The following is an 18,922-nucleotide window of genomic DNA, read 5'->3' on the forward strand; positions in this document are numbered from 1 at the left end:
CACGCCAAACTGGGATCAGAGATAGCCGGCGACACGCAGTCGCTCGAACGCATCCTCGGTTTCGTGATCGAGTGCGCGGCCGGCGCGCTCCGGGATCTTGGTGTTCTCGAGCTCATCCAGGATTTCATCGATGCTGGATGCGGTCGAAGCCACCGGGTTGGTGATGTCCTGATCCCCCAGCGAGCGATAGCGCTTGCCGTCCTTGGCGAGATAGAGCGGGATGATCGGAATTCCTTCGCGCTTGGTGTAGGCCCAGATGTCGGCTTCGGTCCAATGCAGGATCGGATGGATGCGCAGGTGCGCGCCTTGCGGCGGCGAGGCGTTGAAGTGATCCCAGAATTCCGGCGGCTGGTCGCGGACGTCCCATTCGCCTTCGAGGCCGCGCGGCGAGAACACGCGCTCCTTGGCGCGCGTTGCTTCCTCGTCGCGGCGGATGCCGGCGATCAGTCCGTCAAAGCCGTATTTGTTGAGCGCGAGCTTCAACCCCTCGGTCTTGCGCGCGGCGGAACGCGCGGCCGGCGGCAGTGTCGGGTCGACGCTGTCGATCGGCGGGCAGGGGTCGACGCGCAGGTCGAGATCCCATTCCTTCCCGAAGCGATCGCGGAACGCATACATCTCCGGAAACTTCTTGCCGGTGTCGACATGCAGCGCCGGGAACGGGACGCGGCCGAAGAACGCCTTGCGCGCCAGCCAGATCATCACGTTGGAGTCTTTGCCGAGCGACCACAGCAGCGCGAGCTTCTTCAGCCGGGCGAACGCCTCGCGCAAAATGTAGATGCTCTGGGCCTCCAGCTCATCGAGATGATCCATGGACGGGGGAGCCTGATTGGCAGGAATCCCCGGCACGGAAGATGCATTGCGAAGGGCTGCGGACCGTGTTCCGGCAGCGGCGGATTCGTTGTCGAGAAGATGCATCTCTTGGCCTTGGCCTGTGGAGTTGAAAATTCTAAAGTTGCGCTGCAATAGAGAAGAAATAATTTTCTCTTTGCTGGGCTTGATCGAGAGATAAATAGAAAATAATTTCAGTCAACCCCCAAATTGGGGAAGCGAGTGTCTGATGCGATATCTGCCGGTGTTTCTGGATCTGCAAAGCGGCAAGGTGCTGCTCGTTGGAGCGGGCGATCTCGTGCGCGCCAAGTTGCGGCTGCTCGCAGCTGCCGGCGCCGCGGTTCGCTGGTACGCGACCGACGGCAATCATGAGCTTGCCGGCCTCGCGGCGGAGGACGCTGCGCGCATCGAGCGCGCCGAGGGCGATCCGCTCGCAGCCGATCTCTCCGATGTCATCGCCGTGTTCTGCGCCGGTGCAGGTGACATTGGTGTCGCGATGTCGGTGCGCGCCAAGGCGATTGGCCTGCCGGTCAACGTGATGGACGACCTCGTGCATTCCACCTTCATCATGCCTGCGATCGTCGATCGCGGCGATGTCGTGGTCGCAGTTGGAACCGGCGGCACGTCGCCGGTCGTGGCGCGTCGCATCCGCGAGAAGATCGAGGCGGTGCTGCCGGCGCGGATCGGCGATCTCGCCGGCTTCATTGGCCGCTTCCGCAAACCGATGCATGCGCGGATCGAAGAATTTCCGCTGCGCCGCCGCTTCTGGGAGCGCATCGTCGACGGTCCGATCGGCGCGCTTGTGCTGGCCGGCCGCAAGGACGAGGCCGAGCAGGCGCTGAACGCGATCGGCGATCCCGCCGCATTCGCCGGCGCTGATACCGAAGGCAAGGCTGTCGGTCATGTGACGCTGGTCGGCGCCGGTCCCGGCGATCCGGATCTGCTCACCGTGAAGGCGCTGCGCGCACTGCAGGATGCCGACGTCGTGTTCTATGACGAATTGGTGTCACCAGAAATTCTCGACCGTATCCGGCGCGATGCCGCGCGGATTCCGGTCGGCCGTCGCATCGGCAAGCCCGGTATCGGCCAAGACGCCATCAACCGCCTGATGATCGAGGCGGCGCAGTCGGGCCAGCGCGCGGTGCGGCTGAAGGGCGGCGATCCCTTTGTGTTCGGCCGCGGCGGCGAGGAAATCGAGACGCTGCGCGACGCCGGCGTCGCCTACTCCATCATCCCCGGCATCTCCGCCGGTCTCGGCGCGGCGGCGCAATTCGAGGTGCCGCTGACCTTCCGGCACGAGGCGCTGCGCATCACCTTCCTCACCGCGCACAAGGCGCGCGATGCCGAGGTCGTCGACTGGTCGGTGCTCACCGACACCAAGATGACCGTCGTCGTCTACATGGGCATGACCGCGGCGCCCGCGATCCGCGAAGGCCTGCTCGCCGCGGGCCGCTCGCCGGAGACGCCGGTCGGCGTGTTCGCGCGCGTGACGCGGCCCGACGCCAAGGCTGCGGTCGGCACGCTGGCGCGGCTGCCCGAGCTGGTCAAACAAGTCGATGGCGGTCCTGCTGTCCTCATCATCGGCGACGTGGTCGCGCATTCCGCGCCGTGGAGCCGATCCAACGTCACCCAACTGTTCTCCAACCAGATGTTCTCCGAACTGCTGAAAGCTGCCGAATGACCTCTCCGCTCGAACAGAAGAAAATCAGGATCACCGGCCCCTCGGTGGTGACAGCCAACCGCACCTGGGATGGCGCCGTCGTGTACCGGACTGCCAAACAGGGCTGGTCCACCGAACTTTCCGATTCCGCCGTCGTCAGCACCTCCGACGACGCCCGCGCGCTGCTGGCTGAAGCCACCGCCGACGATGTCGGCGCGGTCGGCCCCTATATCGCGCCGGTCGAACTCAAGGATGGCGGCAAGGTCAAGCCGGGCAATCTCCGCGAACATATCCGCGCCAAGGGCGTCACCATCGATCTCCAGGTCCCCGCGTAAGGCGCTCCGGCGTAAGGCTTATCGAACATGTATGCTTATGACGAACTCGACCGCACGCTGATCAACGAGCGTGTTTCGGAATTCCGCGACCAGGTGAAGCGCCGCCTCTCCGGCGAGCTCACCGAGGACGAATTCAAGATCCTGCGCCTGCAGAACGGCGTGTACCTGCAGCTGCACGCCTACATGTTCCGCGTCGCGATCCCCTACGGCACGCTGTCGTCGAAGCAGCTGCGCCGGCTCGCCCATGTCGCGCGCCGCTACGACCGCGGCTACGGCCACTTCACTACGCGGCAGAACATCCAGTTCAACTGGATCAAGCTCGCCGAGCTGCCCGACGCGCTATCCGATCTCGCCGAGGTCGGCATCCATGCGATGCAGACCTCCGGCAACAACATGCGCAACGTCACCTCGGACCAGTGGGCCGGCGTCGCGCCGGGCGAGATCGAGGATCCGCGCATCTGGTCGGAGCTGATCCGCCAGCACACCACGCTGCATCCGGAATTCTCGTTCCTGCCGCGCAAGTTCAAGATAGCGATCACCGCCGCCGAGCACGACCGCGCCGCGATCAAGATCCACGACATCGGGTTGCGTCTGCACAAGAACGCCGACGGCGAGACCGGATTCGAGGTGCTGGTCGGCGGCGGCCTCGGCCGCACGCCGTTCATCGCCAAGACCATCAAGCCGTTCGTTCCCGGCCGCGATATCCTGAGCTACATCGAGGCAGTCCTGCGCGTCTACAACCAGTACGGCCGCCGCGACAACATCTACAAGGCGCGCATCAAGATCCTGGTGCACGAGCTCGGCATCGAGAAGTTCGCCAAGGAAGTCGACGAGGAGTGGAAGGCGATGGGCGATGTCGGGCTGACGCTCGATCACACCGCCATCGAGGAGGTCCGCTCGCGCTTCTCCTACCCGGCCTACGAAAAGCTGCCGCACATGCCGGACGAGCTGAAGCAGGCCGCGCATGACAAGCTGTTCGAGCGCTGGCGCAAGAACTCGGTGTCGGCGCACAAGGTGCAGGGCTATTCGATCGTGACGCTGTCGCTGAAGCCGATCGGTGGCCCGCCCGGCGACGCGACCGCTGAGCAGATGGACGCGGTCGCCGACCTCGCCGACAAATATTCGTTCGGCGAGATCCGCGTCGGCCACGAGCAGAACCTGGCGCTGCCGCACGTCGCCAAGCGCGATCTGCCGCAGCTGTTCAAGGCGCTCGACCGCCTCGGCCTCGCGACGCCGAACGTCAATTTGGTGACCGACATCATCGCCTGCCCGGGGCTGGACTATTGCTCGCTGGCCAATGCGCGCTCGATCCCGATCGCGCAGGAGCTGACGCGCCGTTTCGCCAACCATGACACCGCCGACTTGATCGGCCGGTTGCACATCAACATCTCCGGCTGCATCAATGCCTGCGGCCATCACCATGTCGGCCACATCGGCATTCTCGGCGTCGAGAAGAACGGTGAGGAGTTTTATCAGATCACGATCGGCGGCCGCGCCGACGAGAACGCGCAGTTGGGCACCTTGATCGGCCCGGCCGTTCCCTATGCGGAAGTCGCCGACGTGATCGAAGACATTGTCGAAGCCTACCTCGCGCTGCGCGACCGTCCCGAGGAATTGTTCGTCGATACGGTGAAGCGTCTGGGCGTCGAGCCTATCAGGGAGCGCGTCTATGCCACTCGTTAAGCAAGGAAGAATCACGACCGATCTGTTCGTTCATGTCGCCGACGGCGCCGAGCTGCCGGGCGACGGCGCAGTGCTGGTGACGGCCGAGCGCTTTCTTGCCGATCCGCAGGCGCTGCTGCGCCGCCCCGGCAAGCTCGGGGTGATCTGGCCGAACAACCGCAACCTCGACGAACTGGTGCCGCATCTCGATCGGCTGGCCTCGGTCGCGCTGGTGTTCCCGACCTTCCGCGACGGCCGTGCCTACAGCCAGGCCCGCCTGCTGCGCGAGCGCTACGGCTATGGCGGCGAGCTGCGCGCCACCGGGCAGATCCTGCGCGACCAGTTCGTGTTCATGACCCGCGCCGGCTTCGACGCCTTCGAGGTGAAGAAGGACGCCGACGCCGACGCGTTCGCCCAGACCATGAAGCGCTATTCGGTGTTCTATCAGCCGACCGGCGACGGCCGCGTCACCGCGCTCAACCGCCGCATGCAGCTGCGTCACTCGGAGAGCGCCGGCCAGTGAGCATGCTTGCACCAGAGCTCGCAGTGGCATCAGCCGCGTTGCCTCAGGCCGACGCGCTCGATCGCGCGCTGCGCAAAGCGTCGCCCGCCGAGGTGATCGCTGCCGCATTGCAGACGGTCGGCCGCGAGAGACTGGCGCTGGTGTCGTCGTTCGGCACCGAGTCCGCCGCGCTGCTCAAGGTGATGGCGGACGTCGATCCGGCAATTCCGGTGGTCTTCCTCGACACCGGCTGGCTGTTCGAGGAGACGCTGGCTTATCGCGACACGCTGATCAAAACCCTCGGCCTCACCGATGTGCGCTCGATCAAGCCCGACGAGCAGGCGCTGTCGCGCCAGGACCCGGACCGCGAATTGTGGTTCAGTGATCCCGACGCCTGCTGCCGCATCCGCAAGGTGGAGCCGTTGGCGCGCGCGCTGAAGCCGTTCGCCGGCTGGATCAACGGCCGCAAGCGTTTCCAGGGCGGTGCCCGCACCGATATCCCTGTTGTCGAGGACGACGGCGTCAGGTTGAAATTCAATCCGTTCGCCAACGTCTCGCGCGAGGAGATCGAAGCGATCTACACGCTCGGCAGACTGCCGCCGCATCCACTTGTCGCATCGGGATATCAGTCGGTCGGGTGTATGCCTTGCAGCAGTCGGGCTGCAGCCGGCGAGGATGCGCGCGACGGCCGCTGGCGCGGCCGGGCGAAGACGGAATGCGGCATCCACACAACGAAGATGTCGTAGGGCGAAATTGTCGTAGAGCGCTGCGCCAGATCGCGATGACACTTCATCGCGATTTGGCGACGTGACAAAGCCTTCGCAGTGCGGCGGCTTCGTAGCACAAGCGCGCTGCGCCGCTGAAAACAAAGAAAACCGGTTTCGTTGACTTCAGGCCACTTCACCGTGAGTTATGTCTTGCGTGTTCCCTGACATTCTCAGGTTGAATGGAGACAGAAATGATCCGTCGTATGCTGCCGCTGGTCGCGGGATTGTTGTGGGCGAGCTCGGCCTTCGCGGCCGACTATTCGTTGCTCAACGTGTCCTACGATCCGACACGCGAGCTCTATGTCGATTTCAACAAGGCGTTTGCTGCAGCCTATCAGAAGGAAACTGGCAAGAGCGTCGAGATCAAGCAGTCGCATGGCGGCTCGGGCTCGCAGGCGCGCTCGGTGATCGACGGATTGCAGGCCGACATCGTCACGCTGGCGCTGGCCTATGACATCGATGCGATCGCCGGCAAGGGCCTCATCGCAGCGGACTGGCAGAAGCGGCTGCCGCTCAATGCGTCGCCCTATACCTCGACCATCGTGTTCCTGGTCCGCAAGGGCAATCCCAAGGGCATCAAGGATTGGGACGATTTGATCAAGCCCGGCGTTGCCGTGATCACGCCAAACCCGAAGACCTCGGGCGGTGCGCGCTGGAACTATCTCGCCGCCTGGGGTTATGCGCAGAAGAAGTTCGGATCAGTCGACAAGGCGAAGAAGTTCGTCGCCGACCTCTATCAGAACGTGCCGGTGCTCGACACCGGCGCGCGCGGCTCGACCGTGACCTTCGTCGAGCGCGGTGTCGGCGACGTGCTGCTCGCGTGGGAGAACGAAGCCTTCCTGGCGCTGCGCGAATTCGGTCCGGACAAGTTCGAGATCGTGGCGCCGGCGCAGTCGATCCTCGCTGAGCCGCCGGTCGCCGTCGTCGATACGGTTGCCGACAAGAAGGGCACCCGTGCGGTCGCGGAAGCCTATCTGAAGTACTGGTACACCAAGGAAGGCCAGGAGATCGCCGCGCGCAACTCCTACCGGCCGCGCGATCCCGAGATCGCCAAGGAGTACGAAAAATCCTTCGCCAAGGTTGAACTTTTCACCATCGACGACGTTTTCGGTGGTTGGACCAAGGCGCAGAAGGAGCACTTCGCCGAGGGCGGCATCTTCGATCAGATCTACAAGAACTGATCGAAGCATTAGGGGGACATGTGAGCACAGCGGTTGCAAGGCGCAGTACCCTGCCGGGGTTCGGTCTCACCATGGGACTGACCCTGACATGGCTCTCCGTTATCATCCTGATTCCGCTGGCCGCGCTGTTCCTCAAGACGTTCGAGCTCAGCCTCGATCAGTTCTGGAGCATCGTCACCAGCCGCCGCACCCTGAATGCGCTGAAGATTTCGTTCGGGCTTTCGTTTGCGGCCGCCTGCGTCAATCTGGTGATGGGCACCATCATCGTCTGGGCGCTGGTGCGCTACCGTTTTCCGGGCCGGCGGCTGTTCGACGCCATCGTCGATATTCCGTTTGCCCTGCCGACCGCGGTCGCAGGCGTCGCGCTGACGCAGCTGTTCGCCCAGAAGGGCTGGCTCGGCGCGCCGCTCGCCGAACTCGGCATCAAGGTCGCGTTCACGCCGATCGGCATCTTCATCGCGATGATCTTCATCGGCATTCCCTTCGTGGTGCGCACGGTGCAGCCCGTGCTGATCGATCTCGATCCCGAGATCGAGGAAGCCGCTGCGAGTTTAGGGGCCAATCGCTGGCACACCGTGTTTCGCGTCATCCTGCCGAGTTTGATCCCAGCGCTGCTCACTGGCTTTGCGCTCGCCTTTGCCCGCGCCATCGGTGAATACGGCTCGGTGATCTTCATCGCCGGCAACCTGCCCAACGTCTCCGAGATCGCGCCGCTGTTGATCGTGATCCGGCTGTCCGAGTTCCGCTACGCCGATGCCACCGCGATCGCGGTGGTGATGCTGGTGGCTTCGTTCTTGATCATCTTCCTGATCAACCGGCTGCAGCGCTGGGCGCAAGCCCGCATTCCCGTGCATTGAGGTTCGAGATGTCGATGCAGACGGGACTGGCGACCTCGACCACGCAACTGCGGACCTATGCGCCCGCGACCGATGTCAGTGTAGCGGCGCCGGCGCCGCGGCTCGAGATCGCGCGCACGGAGCCGGTCGCGGCGCGGCGCAACCCGCGCACTGAGCCGGGCCCGGTCCGCCTCATCATCATCGCGCTCGCGATCGCCTTCCTCAGCATCTTTGTCGTGCTGCCGCTTGTCGTCGTGTTCGCCTCGGCCTTCTCGAAAGGCATCGTCGCCTATTTCACGGCGCTGGCCGAGCCTGAGGCGCTCGCTGCGATCAAGCTGACGCTGCTGATTGCCGCGATCTCGGTCACGCTCAACCTCGTGTTCGGCGTGGTCGCGGCCTGGGCGATCTCGAAATTCGAATTCACCGGCAAGACCTTCCTGATCACGCTGATCGACCTGCCGTTCTCGGTCTCGCCCGTGATCTCGGGCCTGGTCTTCGTGCTGCTGTTCGGCGCGCAGGGCTATTTCGGAACATGGCTGCAGGCCCACAACGTCCACATCCTGTTCGCGGTGCCCGGCATCGCGCTGGCGACGATCTTCGTCACCTTCCCCTTCGTGGCGCGCGCGCTGATCCCGCTGATGCAGGAGCAGGGCACCCAGGAAGAGGAAGCGGCGATCTCGCTCGGCGCCTCCGGCCTGCAGACCTTCTTCCGCGTCACGCTGCCCAACATCAAATGGGGCCTGCTCTACGGCGTCCTGCTCTGCAACGCGCGCGCGATGGGCGAGTTCGGCGCAGTGTCCGTCGTCTCCGGCCATATCCGCGGCGAGACCAACACGATGCCGCTGCTGGTCGAGATTCTCTACAACGAATATCAGTTCGTCGCCTCGTTCGCGATCGCATCGCTGCTGGCGATGCTGGCGCTGATCACGCTGGTGGCGAAAACCGTTCTCGAGCGGCGGCTCGACGAGGCAGAGGTGCCCGATGGCGATTGAAGTCACGAATATCGTAAAGAAGTTCGGCAGCTTTGCCGCGCTCGACAACGTCGATCTCAAGGTCGCCGACGGCGAACTGCTGGCGTTGCTCGGCCCGTCCGGCTCCGGTAAGACGACGCTGCTGCGGATCATCGCAGGGCTGGACTGGCCTGACTCGGGCGAGGTCGCGATCGACGGCGAGAACGCGCTCTCGCGCGGCGCCAGCGAGCGTCAGGTCGGCTTCGTGTTCCAGCACTACGCGCTGTTCCGCCACATGACGGTGTTCGAGAACGTCGCCTTCGGCCTGCGCGTGCAGCCGCGCGCGATCCGCAAGGACGAGGCGACGATCCGCGCCCGCGTCAAGAACCTGCTCGATCTGGTGCAGCTCGACTGGCTCGCCAATCGCTATCCGAGCCAGTTGTCCGGCGGCCAGCGTCAGCGCATCGCGCTGGCGCGCGCGCTTGCGATCGAACCGCGGATCCTGCTGCTTGACGAGCCGTTCGGCGCGCTCGATGCCAAGGTCCGCAAGGAGCTCCGGCAGTGGCTGCGCTCGCTGCACAACGAGATCCACGTCACCTCGATCTTCGTCACCCACGACCAGGAGGAGGCGCTCGAGGTCGCCAACCGTGTGGTTGTGATGGACAAAGGCAAGATCGAGCAGATCGGCTCGCCCGGCGAGGTCTATGACAATCCGGCGACCGCCTTCGTGCACGGTTTCATCGGTGAATCCATCGTGCTGCCGGTCGATGTCGCCGGCGATGCCGTCCGGCTCGACGGCCGTCCCCTGAACATTCCAGCCCTGGGTGCGGCGTCCGGCGCGGCAAAGCTGTTCGTCCGCCGTCACGACATGGCGGTCGGCCCGGCGGGAACCGGCGCCTTGGAAGGCGCGATCCGGCATGTCCGTTCGTTCGGTCCGATCCAGCGCGCCGAGGTGGCCCTGTCGGGGAGCGAGGGCAAGACCGTGATCGAGATCGACGCCCCCCGCGACCGCGAGCTGCAAGCCGGCGAAATCGTCTCGCTGCAGCCCCGCCGCTACCGGATCTTTGCCACGCAAGGGTAGGGCTCCAACCGCCCGCTGAAAACCTCCCTTGAAAAGTCTCGTAGCCCGGATGGAGCGCAGCGAAATCCGGGACCTTGCTCCGCGGTCAGGCTGTCCCGGATTGCGCTTCGCTCCATCCGGGCTACGGCCCCCGGAGATCGGTGGCTATTGATGGCCAAAAGTTAGCCCCTGTTCACCATTCAGCCACGGTTGGTATGCAACAACGGCGGGCCAACCTTGGGGGTTTTCACTAGTGAAACGGACGACGGTCGCCCTGTTCGGGCTTCTGGTGCTTGCCGGCTGCGGCACAGAGACCAAAATCCCGGAAGAACCGGCCATGTATCTCAACATGGCGCAGCCCGGCGCCGTGCTGGACAGCCAGGCCGCCGCGATCATGTTCTCGCAGTACCGCCAGAACAATGGTCTCGGTACCGTCGTGGTCGATCCGGACCTGACCAGGCTCGCCGAGCAGCAGTCGCAGGCGATGGCCGCCCGCAACAAGATGGACCATGACGTGAAGGCCCCGCTCGGCAAGCGGCTGGAGGCCGGCGGCTACCCGGCAACCGTGGCGGTCGAAAACATCTCGGCCGGCTATCACACGCTCGCGGAGGCGTTTTCGGGCTGGCGCGATTCACCGCCGCACAAGGCCAACATGCTCAAAAGCGGCGTCACAAAAATGGGCATCGCGGCTGTCTATGCTCCGAATACAAAATACAAGGTGTTTTGGACGCTCATTTTGGCGGCAACCTGATCTCGATAAATTCCGCGTGAACTCCCCTCCGTATCTCGCTGATTGACGCGGCTGCGAACAGCCGCCACGGTGCGCCTTCGAGTCATTTGAACCGAACGGTTACGAATGGATACTTCGGATTCCGCGCCGGCCTCGACGCCGGCGCAAGCGCAGCGGGTGCTGGTTCTCCAGGGCGGCGGCGCGCTCGGCTCCTATCAGGCCGGTGCCTTTCAGGCGCTCTGCCACGCGGGCTTCGAGCCGGAATGGATCGCCGGTATCTCGATTGGCGCCATCAATGCCGCGATCATCGCCGGCAACGAGCCGGACAAGCGGGTGCCGCGGCTGAAGGAATTCTGGGAGATGGTGTCGGCGCCGGTGCCGTGGAATCCGGTCTCGAAACATGAGCGCGCCCGCTCGCTGTTCAACGAGACCAGCGCCGCCATCATCGCGACCTTCGGCGTGCCCGGCTTCTTCACGCCGCGGATTCCGCCGGCGCCGTTGTGGCCTCCCGGCAGCTCGCAATCGCTGAGCTACTACGACACCGCGCCGCTGAAGAAGACGCTGGAGCGGCTGGTTGACTTCGATCGCATCAACGATCTGAAGACGCGGCTGTCGGTCGGCGCGGTCGGCGTCACCTCGGGCAACTTCCGCTATTTCGACAATTACGAGTTCAAGAAGCTCGGCAAGAAGATCGGTCCCGAGCACATCATGGCCTCGGGCGCGTTGCCGCCGGGCTTTCCCGCCGTCGTGATCGAGGGCGAGCATTACTGGGACGGCGGCATCGCCTCCAACACGCCGCTCGACTTCGTACTCGATGAGGAGACCAGCCGCGATCTCCTGATCTTCCAGGTCGACCTGTTCAGCGCGCGCGGGCCGTTGCCGGAGACGCTGCTGGAGGCCGCCGAGCGCGAAAAGGACATCCGCTATTCCAGCCGGACGCGGATGAACACCGATAAGAACAGGCAGATCCACAACGCCCGCATGGCGGTGCGCGACCTGATCGGCAAGCTGCCGGATTACCTGAAGAACGATCCGTCGGTCGAACTGTTGCGCAAGGCGTCGAAGGAGAACACCGTCACGGTGGTTCACTTGATTTACAAGAGCAAGAATTACGAAACCTCGTCGAAGGACTACGACTTCTCCCATGTTGCGATGGTCGAGCACTGGGGCGCGGGCGTCCGCGACGTGCATTTGTCGATGCGTCACAAAGAATGGCTAGAACGGCCGCAGTCCGGGGAAACCATGGTGACTTACGACCTCACGGGGGATGAACCCACATCCCCTGCAAGCAAATAGGAGCGAAGAACAATGGGTACGTTGACAGGCAAGACCGCCGTTGTGACCGGCTCGACCAGCGGTATCGGATTGGCTTATGCGCGCGCCTTCGCCGGCGCTGGCGCCAATATCGTGCTCAACGGCATGGGTGTGCCGGCGGACATCGAGAAGGAGCGTTCCGGCATCGAGACCGACTTCAAGGTCAAGGCGGCCTATTCGCCGGCCGACATGACCAAGCCGGCCGAGATCGCCGACATGATCGCGCTCGGCGAAAAGACCTTCGGCTCGGTCGATATCCTCGTCAACAATGCCGGCATCCAGTTCGTGTCGCCGATCGAGGAATTCCCGCCGGAGAAGTGGGAAGCGATCATCGCGATCAATTTGTCGTCGGCGTTCTACGGCATCCGCGCCGCGGTGCCCGGCATGAAGAAGCGCGGCTGGGGCCGCATCATCAACACGGCTTCCGCGCACTCGCTGGTCGCCTCGCCGTTCAAGTCGGCCTACGTCTCGGCCAAGCACGGCATCGCCGGCCTCACCAAGACCGCGGCGCTGGAGCTCGCGCAGTTCAAGATCACCTGCAACTGCATCAGCCCGGGCTATGTCTGGACGCCGCTGGTCGAGCACCAGATTCCGGAGACCATGAAGGCGCGCAACATGACCAAGGAGCAGGTCATCAAGGACGTGCTGCTCGCCGCGCAGCCGACCAAGGAGTTCGTCACCTCCGAGCAGGTCGCAGCCCTGGCGCTGTTCCTGTGCGGCGACGATGCCGCGCAGATCACCGGCGCCAATCTCTCGATCGACGGCGGCTGGACCGCGGAGTAACCTTCCGGCAGGATTTTCGCCGAAGAATGAGCCGGCCCTGATCCGATCAGGGCCGGCTTTTTCTTTCGATCTGATGATCGCCGCCGGCGGTCAGGCATCCGGCCCGCCTCAATGCTGCGGCGCCGACTGCCGCTTCCCGAACGCCAGCACGTGCAGGCCGAGCCGCGAGCGCACCACGACGAACAGCAGGATCGTCTCGAAGGTCAGCGACAGCGAGGTCGAGGCGGCCGCGCCCATGCCGCCGTAGCGCGGGACGAGTGCGATGCAGAGCCCGACATTCATGAAGAACGACACAGCGTAGGCGGTGGCGCAGATCTTCTGGTGGCCCAGCATGTTCAACAGCCGCTCCACCGGCCCGATCGCCGAGCGCACCACAAGCCCGATCGCGGCGACGAACATGATGCCGTAGCCGTCGACGAATTTCGGTCCGAACAGCCATAGCAGCGGCTTGCCGAACGCGAGCAGCGCGATGGTCGCGAGCAGCGAAGGCCAGAACGTCCAGCTGATCGCGTGTGCGACATAAGCCGACAGCCGCTCCTTGTCGCCGAGTGCATTGTACTCGGCGAAGCGATGCGCCGTCGTTGCCGACATCGCGTAGTGCACGAACGACACCAGCGCCAGCGTCTTCACCACGGCGAAATAGATGCCGACCTCCTCCGAGGAGCGGAATTGTTGCAGCATCAGCACGTCGGTGTAGCCGAGCAGCAGATAGAAGCTCTCGACCAGCATGATCGGCAGCGAGATCGCGAACCAGCCTCTGACGTCGTAGGTCTGCTCGCCCGGCCCGAGATGGGCTTTGAGGCGGCGGTTCAGCACGATCATCTGGCCGATCGCCGCGATGTACACGGCCGCGGCACTCGCGATCATCGCAGCCGTCGCACCGAGATTGAGGCCGAGCGCCAGCGCGCCGGCGGTCAGCGCGATGATCAGTCCTTGGCGCACGATGAACTGCGGCATCAGGCCGAGCTGCATCCAGTCATGCGCGCGCGAGATGCCGTCCTGGGTGTTGGCGACCACGAAGGGCGGCAATGTCAGGCAGCCGATGTAAAGCGGCACCACCGCATTGGGGTCGATCCAGGGCGAGGCGAGGTGGATCACGCCGGCGAGCAGCAGCGCCACCGTGCTTGACGCGGCAAGCACCACCCAGCGGCCGCCGGAGAGGAAGCCGCGCAGCGCGGCGAGGTCGCCGCGCGCGCGATATTCGGGGATGATCTTCTGCGAGGACGGCGCGATGCCGAAATCCATCGTGCTGCCGAGCAGCAGCACCCAGGTCCAGACATAGACATAGATGCCGTAGTCCGAGCCGCTCATCCAGCGCGCCAGCAGGATCTGGGCGAGATAGGCGATCGCGGCGCTGATGACGCGGATGACGAAGATCATGCCGGCGAGGCGCTTGGTGACCGACGCCTCCTTGGTGCCGCCGAGCAGGCGCGCAGCGAGGCCGCGCAGGCGTGCCGCCGGGCCCGATGGCGCAGAGGTTGCGGATTGTGTCTCCATCACAGCCAAGGCGGAAAAATTCCTAAAGCGCCGCAAGGCGGCAATGGCCCCCGATCTATCAACGAAACGTTAAGATTGGGTTGGGTGACGGATGTTCCCATCTTGCATCATCCCGGCCTAGTGCGCGATTGCGCACGGGAGCCGGGATCCAAAACCACAGGGAACAGTTGGTGCGCACACCTTGAACCCCAGCGTGCCTCAGACTGCAGCCGCGGAGTATGGGTCCCGGCTTTCGCCGGAACGACCTATTGGAACGACGCTGCGCCGTCAGTTCAAATTGATATTGAATTCGTAGCTTTTGTCGCCGCCGACCAGCGTCAGCTTCAGCGCGGCACCGTCCGCTTTCGCGCCCGGCGGCAAGCCGTCGAGCTCGAACGAGAAGCGCTTCACGCCCGGCGGCGCATGCTCGACGAGCTTCGGCACAGGCAGCGCCCAGTCGGGCGTCGGTCCCTCGACGAACAGGCTGAGGTCCTTTGACTCCGGCGCGGCGACATCGACCAGCACGTTGTTGCCGTCGCGCTTGACGTCGCGGATCGTGAACGGGGTGGGATCACCGATATTGGCAGGCTTCGGCACCGCGTTGAGCGCTTCAGACAGCGCGGCGTCCTCGGTCGAGGCGACGCTGGCGAATGCGAGCTCGGCCTTCGCCTCTACCGGCACGCACAGCTTCTCGCACACCGCGTAGTTGATGTCGGCGCGCAGCACCAGCGGCTTGTCGGGATTCTTCGCGACGATGCGCAGCGGCAGCACCACCTGGTGCTTGTAGCCGAGCGAGGTACCTCCGGCGCCGTCGTCGAACTGGCGCGGCGCCGGCCACATCACCGTGACCGCATCGACATTGTCCGACTTGGAGAAATCGAACCGCGGCGGCACACCGGAATCGCCCGGCGTGCGCCAGTAGGTTTTCCAGCCGTCCTGCAACTGGAACGCGATGCCGCCGAGCAGCACTGCGCCGCTGCGCGATCCGGCCAGCAGCCTGACCGCCGAATGCGTGTCCTGCTGCCACGGCGAGGCGTCGTCGGCGCGAACCTCCGTTGCCACGGATGCGACGGAAATTATGGCGGCGACGGCAAATGCGGCACGCATGGGAACTGTGACGATCATGAGACGTCTTTACCCGCAACTTTCGTCGCAAACCATTGAATTGCTTGTGATGCATCGCCGCACTGCGGCCGAAGGTTGATTGACAGAACGGCGACCCAATATCAGGATGCCAAATCAGCAGGAAAGGCCTTTGTGGATGCGCCCTGAAGGCAAAACAGGCAAGACTCGCAAGACCGCCGCCGGCGGAAACCCGGCCGTCGGTCCCCATGCCACCGAAGATGGCTATCTCGATGGCCAGATGCTGATCGCGATGCCTGTCATGAACGACCCGCGCTTCGAACGCTCCGTGATCTACATGTGCGCGCATTCCTCCGAGGGGGCGATGGGCATCATCGTCAATCGCCCGGCCGGCAGCATCGATTTCCCCGGCCTGCTGGTGCAGCTCGACATCATCGAGAAGTCGGACCAGATCAAGCTGCCGGAAAATGCCGAGATGATGAAGGTGATGAAGGGCGGCCCGGTCGACACCGGCCGCGGCTTCGTGCTGCATTCCAGCGATTTCTACATCCAGGACGCGACGCTCAACATCGACGACGGCATCTCGCTCACCGCGACGGTGGACATCCTCAAGGCGATCGCCAAGGGCTCCGGCCCCAAGCACGCGATCCTCGCGCTCGGCTATGCCGGCTGGGCGCCGGGCCAGCTCGAGAACGAGATCCAGCACAATGGCTGGCTGCATTGCGACGCCGATCCGGAACTGATTTTCGGCACCGACGTCGACGAGAAATACGCGCGCGCCCTGCGCAAGATCGGCATCGAGGCCGGCATGCTGTCGAACGACGCGGGCCACGCGTAGGCTGTGTTGACGTAGCAGGCGCTCGCGCCTCGGCCCGGTGTCGTCCCTGCGAAAGCAGGGACCCATAACCACAGGATATGGTGTGACGCCGCGCTGCGGCCACAGCGTCGCGCCACAACGGCGCCCTGTGGTTATGGGTCCCGGGTCGCGCTTCGCTTGCCCCAGGACGACGGCAGTGATTTTGGCTGCGACAGCGGAGTACCTACTCCGCCGCCTCCTGCGCCACCGTCGGCTGGGTGCCGGCCACCGTGGCGCGGCGCATGTCGCGGGGCTGCGACTGATCGTAGCGGCGGACGCGGTGCACGGTCTGGCGGTTGTCCCACATCACGAGGTCATGCACCGTCCATTTGTGCACATAGACGAATTCCGGCTGCGTGGCGTGCTCGGTGAGATCGCGCAACAACAGGCGCGCCTCCGGCATGCTCATGCCCCTGATGGCGCCGGCATGCGAGGACAGATACAGCGACTTGCGGCCGTGCACCGGATGGGTGCGCACCAGGCGCTGCAGCACCGGCCTGAACATCTCTTTCTCCTCGTCGGTGTAGTCGAGGAAGCCGAGCGAGCCGCGCGAATACATCAGCGAGTGCTCGCAGATCATGTCGTCGATCTCGGCCTTGGTCTCGTCGTCGAGCGCGTCATAGGCCGCACGCATGTCGGCGAACTCGGTGTTGCCGCCCTTCGGATTGACCACGCGCGCCGACAGCAGCGAGAACTTCGCCGGGATCGGCCGGAACGAGCTGTCGGAGTGCCACAGGCAGTTGCCGAGATTGAACAGATGGGTGCGGTGATCCTTCGGCAGCGGCTTGCCGTCCTTGCCGAGATTGGAGACATCGTTGAGCCCGGAGGAGAGGCGGTAGTCCTCCTTCTTGGTCACCGTGCCGCCGCGCGCGTTCTCGCGCTCGCCGAAGTTCAGCGCGAACGCCATCTGCTGCTCGTCTGATATGTCCTGGCCGTGGAAGACAAGCACGGCGTATTTGTCCATGCCGGCCTCGATGTCGATCGCTTCCTGCTTCGTCAGCGGCTTGCGCAGATCGACGCCGGAGACCTCGCCGACGAAATGCTTGTGAAGCTGCCGGATCAGGACCGTCATTGGCTTATCTCCCCGGATCTCGCGGGCGGTTGTCCCGCTTCGTTTGACGAGAAGGCTACTCCCGACGCACGCGCTGTCAACGCTTCGCGGCAGGATACGGCGATGCGCGGGTCAGGCATTCCGCGCCATCAACCCGCCGTCGACGGGAATCACCGCGCCGGTCAGGAACGATGCTGCGGGCAGGCACAGGCTCAGCGTCATGTGCGCGACCTCCTCCGGATCGCCGTAACGCGCGAGCGCGGTGCGGCGCTTGGCGTAGATCGTCTTGTGCTCTTCGGAGATGCGGTCGGTGATTCCTGTGCGGATCGGGCCCGGGCAGATGCAGTTCACGGTGATGCCTTCGCGTCCCAGTTCCACCGCGAGCGAGCGGGTCAGGCTGGTGACGCCGCCCTTCGCCGCGGAGTAGGGGCTGTGCATCCCGGTCGCGCCGAGTGCTTCGGTCGAGGCGATGTTGACGATGCGCGGCGATCGCGACTTGCGCAGGTATGGCAGTGCGGCGCGGATGATGCGCGGATGCGCTGTCAGCATCACCGCGATGCCCTTGGCCCAGGCGTCCTCATACCCGGGATCGTCGATCGCCACGCGCACCGAGATGCCGGCATTATTGACGATGATGTCGAGCCCGCCGAAATGCGCGGCGACATCGTTGACGACCCTTGTAATCGCATCGCGATCGCTGACGTCGAGCGTCCACGCCTTTGCCGAGCCGCCGCTTGCTGCGATCTCCTTCGCCACCGCTTGCGTGCCCTCTTCGGTCAGGTCAGTGACCGCGACATTGGCGCCTTCATCGGCGAACACGCGTGCAGTGGCGCGGCCCATGCCGCTGGCGGCACCGGTGACGAGAACGGTAAGGCCCTTCACCGAGCGGCTGAGCTGTTTGAATTCGGACATGACGGATTCTCGCGGGATGAAATTTGGCGCGTTGTGAGAGTGACGAGGCTGGCACCGATCCGCAGAGACGTCAAACCACTGATCCGCTATCGCCACGCGCGCAGCGCGTTAACGCAAGTTCTGCGTCGGCTTTTGCGTTGGCTTTTCGAAAAGGATCATGCTCAATCAAGAAAACAACACGGGAGAGGAACGCGATGAACGAGCTCGATTTCGGCGGCAAGCAGGTACTGGTGGTCGGCGGCTCCAGCGGCATCGGCAACGGCATCGCGCAGGCCTTCCGCGCCAAGGGCGCGCGCGTTGCCGTGTACGGCACCCGCGCGCAGGCGAGCGACTATTCGGCTGAGGAAGGCTCGCATCTCGACGGCCTCGCCTATGCGCAGCTCGACGTCAGCAATCCGCAAGCGATCGAGGACCTCACACCGGCATTCGATCGGCTCGACGTGCTGGTGCTGGCGCAGGGCGCGGTGATTTACCGCCGCGGGGAATTCCAGATGGAAGGTTTCCGCAAGGTGATGGAAGTCAATCTGATGAGCTTGATGGCCTGCGCCACCAAATTCCACGCGATGCTGAGCGCGAGCAAAGGCTCGCTGATCATCGTGAGCTCGACCGCGGCCTATCATTCCACCATGGGCAATCCGGCCTACAACGCCTCGAAGACCGGAGCGGTCGGTCTGACCCGCACGCTCGGCGAGGCCTGGGCGGAGAACGGCATCCGCGTCAACGGCATCGCGCCGGGCCTCGTCGACACCAAGATGACCAAGGCGACGACCGCGAATCCAAAGCGGCTCGAAGGCGCGCTCGAGCGCATTCCGCTGAAGCGTCTCGGCACGCCCGCCGACATGGCCGGCGCCGCGCTGTTCCTGGCCTCGCCGCTCGCTTCCTACGTCGTCGGCCAGACCATCATTGTCGATGGCGGGCTCATTCTCTAGCTTAGGA

Annotated in this window: 19 protein-coding genes; 14 read left to right on the forward strand and 5 right to left on the reverse strand. The window is 64.4% G+C overall.

The annotated features are described in order from the left end of the window. Positions 1 to 15: 15 nt before the first annotated feature. Complete coding sequence (gene cysD, locus Q0030_RS09840) at positions 16 to 810, reverse strand: sulfate adenylyltransferase subunit CysD (protein WP_298365955.1); 795 nt, start codon at positions 808 to 810, stop codon at positions 16 to 18. Between the two features lie 247 nt (positions 811 to 1,057). On the opposite strand from cysD, the gene cysG reads away from it, so the two are divergent. The 12 genes from cysG to Q0030_RS09900 all read left to right on the forward strand — a co-directional run bounded on the left by cysG (position 1,058) and on the right by Q0030_RS09900 (position 12,608). After that, positions 1,058 to 2,509: a siroheme synthase CysG gene (gene cysG, locus Q0030_RS09845; protein ID WP_298365957.1), complete on the forward strand. Its 1,452-nt coding sequence runs from the start codon at positions 1,058 to 1,060 to the stop codon at positions 2,507 to 2,509. Further along, entirely contained in the window at positions 2,506 to 2,823 is a 318-nt protein-coding gene (locus Q0030_RS09850) for a DUF2849 domain-containing protein (RefSeq protein ID WP_176528914.1), read from the forward strand. The genes cysG and Q0030_RS09850 overlap by 4 nt, the downstream gene beginning before the upstream one ends. A 27-nt stretch (positions 2,824 to 2,850) precedes the next feature. Further along, the gene (locus Q0030_RS09855) at positions 2,851 to 4,506 is read left to right on the forward strand and encodes a nitrite/sulfite reductase (RefSeq protein ID WP_298365963.1); all 1,656 of its coding nucleotides are present in this window, start codon (positions 2,851 to 2,853) and stop codon (positions 4,504 to 4,506) included. After that, a complete protein-coding gene (locus Q0030_RS09860) occupies positions 4,493 to 5,008 on the forward strand; it encodes a DUF934 domain-containing protein (RefSeq protein ID WP_298365966.1) in 516 nt (171 codons plus the stop codon). The genes Q0030_RS09855 and Q0030_RS09860 overlap by 14 nt, the downstream gene beginning before the upstream one ends. Continuing rightward, the gene (locus Q0030_RS09865) at positions 5,005 to 5,733 is read left to right on the forward strand and encodes a phosphoadenylyl-sulfate reductase (RefSeq protein WP_298365968.1); all 729 of its coding nucleotides are present in this window, start codon (positions 5,005 to 5,007) and stop codon (positions 5,731 to 5,733) included. Before Q0030_RS09860 ends, Q0030_RS09865 begins: the two co-directional genes overlap by 4 nt. Before the next feature lie 212 nt (positions 5,734 to 5,945). Continuing rightward, on the forward strand, positions 5,946 to 6,935 hold the full coding sequence (locus tag Q0030_RS09870) for a sulfate ABC transporter substrate-binding protein (protein WP_298365970.1): 990 nt from the start codon (positions 5,946 to 5,948) through the stop codon (positions 6,933 to 6,935). A 20-nt stretch (positions 6,936 to 6,955) separates the two neighbouring features. Further along, positions 6,956 to 7,792: a sulfate ABC transporter permease subunit CysT gene (cysT, locus tag Q0030_RS09875; protein ID WP_298365972.1), complete on the forward strand. Its 837-nt coding sequence runs from the start codon at positions 6,956 to 6,958 to the stop codon at positions 7,790 to 7,792. Between the two features lie 8 nt (positions 7,793 to 7,800). Further along, complete coding sequence (gene cysW / locus Q0030_RS09880) at positions 7,801 to 8,763, forward strand: sulfate ABC transporter permease subunit CysW (protein ID WP_298365975.1); 963 nt, start codon at positions 7,801 to 7,803, stop codon at positions 8,761 to 8,763. Then, a complete protein-coding gene (locus Q0030_RS09885) occupies positions 8,753 to 9,802 on the forward strand; it encodes a sulfate ABC transporter ATP-binding protein (protein WP_298365977.1) in 1,050 nt (349 codons plus the stop codon). The genes cysW and Q0030_RS09885 overlap by 11 nt, the downstream gene beginning before the upstream one ends. Positions 9,803 to 10,034: 232 nt before the next feature. Continuing rightward, positions 10,035 to 10,532, forward strand: a complete 498-nt coding sequence (locus Q0030_RS09890; protein ID WP_050405382.1) for a CAP domain-containing protein — start codon at positions 10,035 to 10,037, stop codon at positions 10,530 to 10,532. Between the two features lie 105 nt (positions 10,533 to 10,637). Further along, positions 10,638 to 11,807, forward strand: a complete 1,170-nt coding sequence (locus Q0030_RS09895) for a DUF3734 domain-containing protein (protein ID WP_298365979.1) — start codon at positions 10,638 to 10,640, stop codon at positions 11,805 to 11,807. 12 nt (positions 11,808 to 11,819) lie between these two features. Next, positions 11,820 to 12,608 carry a 3-hydroxybutyrate dehydrogenase gene (locus Q0030_RS09900; protein WP_092118875.1) on the forward strand — a complete coding sequence of 263 codons (789 nt, stop codon included), beginning with the start codon at positions 11,820 to 11,822 and terminating at the stop codon, positions 12,606 to 12,608. A 108-nt stretch (positions 12,609 to 12,716) separates the two neighbouring features. Here the strand turns inward: Q0030_RS09900 and Q0030_RS09905 are convergent, their stop codons facing one another. Continuing rightward, on the reverse strand, positions 12,717 to 14,105 hold the full coding sequence (locus tag Q0030_RS09905; protein ID WP_298365983.1) for an oligosaccharide flippase family protein: 1,389 nt from the start codon (positions 14,103 to 14,105) through the stop codon (positions 12,717 to 12,719). Between the two features lie 267 nt (positions 14,106 to 14,372). Then, positions 14,373 to 15,209 carry a protein-disulfide reductase DsbD domain-containing protein gene (locus Q0030_RS09910; protein ID WP_298365986.1) on the reverse strand — a complete coding sequence of 279 codons (837 nt, stop codon included), beginning with the start codon at positions 15,207 to 15,209 and terminating at the stop codon, positions 14,373 to 14,375. A 136-nt stretch (positions 15,210 to 15,345) separates the two neighbouring features. Between Q0030_RS09910 and Q0030_RS09915 the strand changes: the two genes are divergently transcribed. Next, on the forward strand, positions 15,346 to 16,005 hold the full coding sequence (locus tag Q0030_RS09915; RefSeq protein WP_298365988.1) for a YqgE/AlgH family protein: 660 nt from the start codon (positions 15,346 to 15,348) through the stop codon (positions 16,003 to 16,005). A gap of 202 nt (positions 16,006 to 16,207) precedes the next feature. Here the strand turns inward: Q0030_RS09915 and Q0030_RS09920 are convergent, their stop codons facing one another. Then, on the reverse strand, positions 16,208 to 17,095 hold the full coding sequence (locus Q0030_RS09920; RefSeq protein ID WP_298365991.1) for a TauD/TfdA family dioxygenase: 888 nt from the start codon (positions 17,093 to 17,095) through the stop codon (positions 16,208 to 16,210). 111 nt (positions 17,096 to 17,206) lie between these two features. Then, a complete protein-coding gene (locus Q0030_RS09925; RefSeq protein WP_298365993.1) occupies positions 17,207 to 17,986 on the reverse strand; it encodes an SDR family NAD(P)-dependent oxidoreductase in 780 nt (259 codons plus the stop codon). Between the two features lie 194 nt (positions 17,987 to 18,180). Between Q0030_RS09925 and Q0030_RS09930 the strand changes: the two genes are divergently transcribed. Beyond that, the gene (locus Q0030_RS09930) at positions 18,181 to 18,915 is read left to right on the forward strand and encodes an SDR family oxidoreductase (protein WP_298365996.1); all 735 of its coding nucleotides are present in this window, start codon (positions 18,181 to 18,183) and stop codon (positions 18,913 to 18,915) included. Positions 18,916 to 18,922 lie beyond the last annotated feature (7 nt).

Origin of the sequence: uncultured Bradyrhizobium sp. (assembly GCF_947648125.1) — a bacterium.
Taxonomy (GTDB): domain Bacteria; phylum Pseudomonadota; class Alphaproteobacteria; order Rhizobiales; family Xanthobacteraceae; genus Bradyrhizobium.

Bases quoted from the DNA above. Each gene is read 5' to 3' on its own strand.
- Q0030_RS09860 (WP_298365966.1), top strand. From the start codon at position 4,493: ATGCCACTCGTTAAGCAAGGAAGAATCACGACCGATCTGTTCGTTCAT.
- Q0030_RS09855 (WP_298365963.1), top strand. From the start codon at position 2,851: ATGTATGCTTATGACGAACTCGACCGCACGCTGATCAACGAGCGTGTT.
- Q0030_RS09895 (WP_298365979.1), top strand. From the start codon at position 10,638: ATGGATACTTCGGATTCCGCGCCGGCCTCGACGCCGGCGCAAGCGCAG.
- cysW (WP_298365975.1), top strand. From the start codon at position 7,801: ATGTCGATGCAGACGGGACTGGCGACCTCGACCACGCAACTGCGGACC.
- Q0030_RS09905 (WP_298365983.1), bottom strand. From the start codon at position 14,105: ATGGAGACACAATCCGCAACCTCTGCGCCATCGGGCCCGGCGGCACGC.
- Q0030_RS09930 (WP_298365996.1), top strand. From the start codon at position 18,181: ATGAACGAGCTCGATTTCGGCGGCAAGCAGGTACTGGTGGTCGGCGGC.
- Q0030_RS09920 (WP_298365991.1), bottom strand. From the start codon at position 17,095: ATGACGGTCCTGATCCGGCAGCTTCACAAGCATTTCGTCGGCGAGGTC.
- Q0030_RS09910 (WP_298365986.1), bottom strand. From the start codon at position 15,209: ATGATCGTCACAGTTCCCATGCGTGCCGCATTTGCCGTCGCCGCCATA.
- Q0030_RS09885 (WP_298365977.1), top strand. From the start codon at position 8,753: ATGGCGATTGAAGTCACGAATATCGTAAAGAAGTTCGGCAGCTTTGCC.
- Q0030_RS09900 (WP_092118875.1), top strand. From the start codon at position 11,820: ATGGGTACGTTGACAGGCAAGACCGCCGTTGTGACCGGCTCGACCAGC.
- Q0030_RS09850 (WP_176528914.1), top strand. From the start codon at position 2,506: ATGACCTCTCCGCTCGAACAGAAGAAAATCAGGATCACCGGCCCCTCG.
- Q0030_RS09915 (WP_298365988.1), top strand. From the start codon at position 15,346: ATGCGCCCTGAAGGCAAAACAGGCAAGACTCGCAAGACCGCCGCCGGC.
- Q0030_RS09925 (WP_298365993.1), bottom strand. From the start codon at position 17,986: ATGTCCGAATTCAAACAGCTCAGCCGCTCGGTGAAGGGCCTTACCGTT.
- cysD (WP_298365955.1), bottom strand. From the start codon at position 810: ATGGATCATCTCGATGAGCTGGAGGCCCAGAGCATCTACATTTTGCGC.
- Q0030_RS09870 (WP_298365970.1), top strand. From the start codon at position 5,946: ATGATCCGTCGTATGCTGCCGCTGGTCGCGGGATTGTTGTGGGCGAGC.
- cysG (WP_298365957.1), top strand. From the start codon at position 1,058: ATGCGATATCTGCCGGTGTTTCTGGATCTGCAAAGCGGCAAGGTGCTG.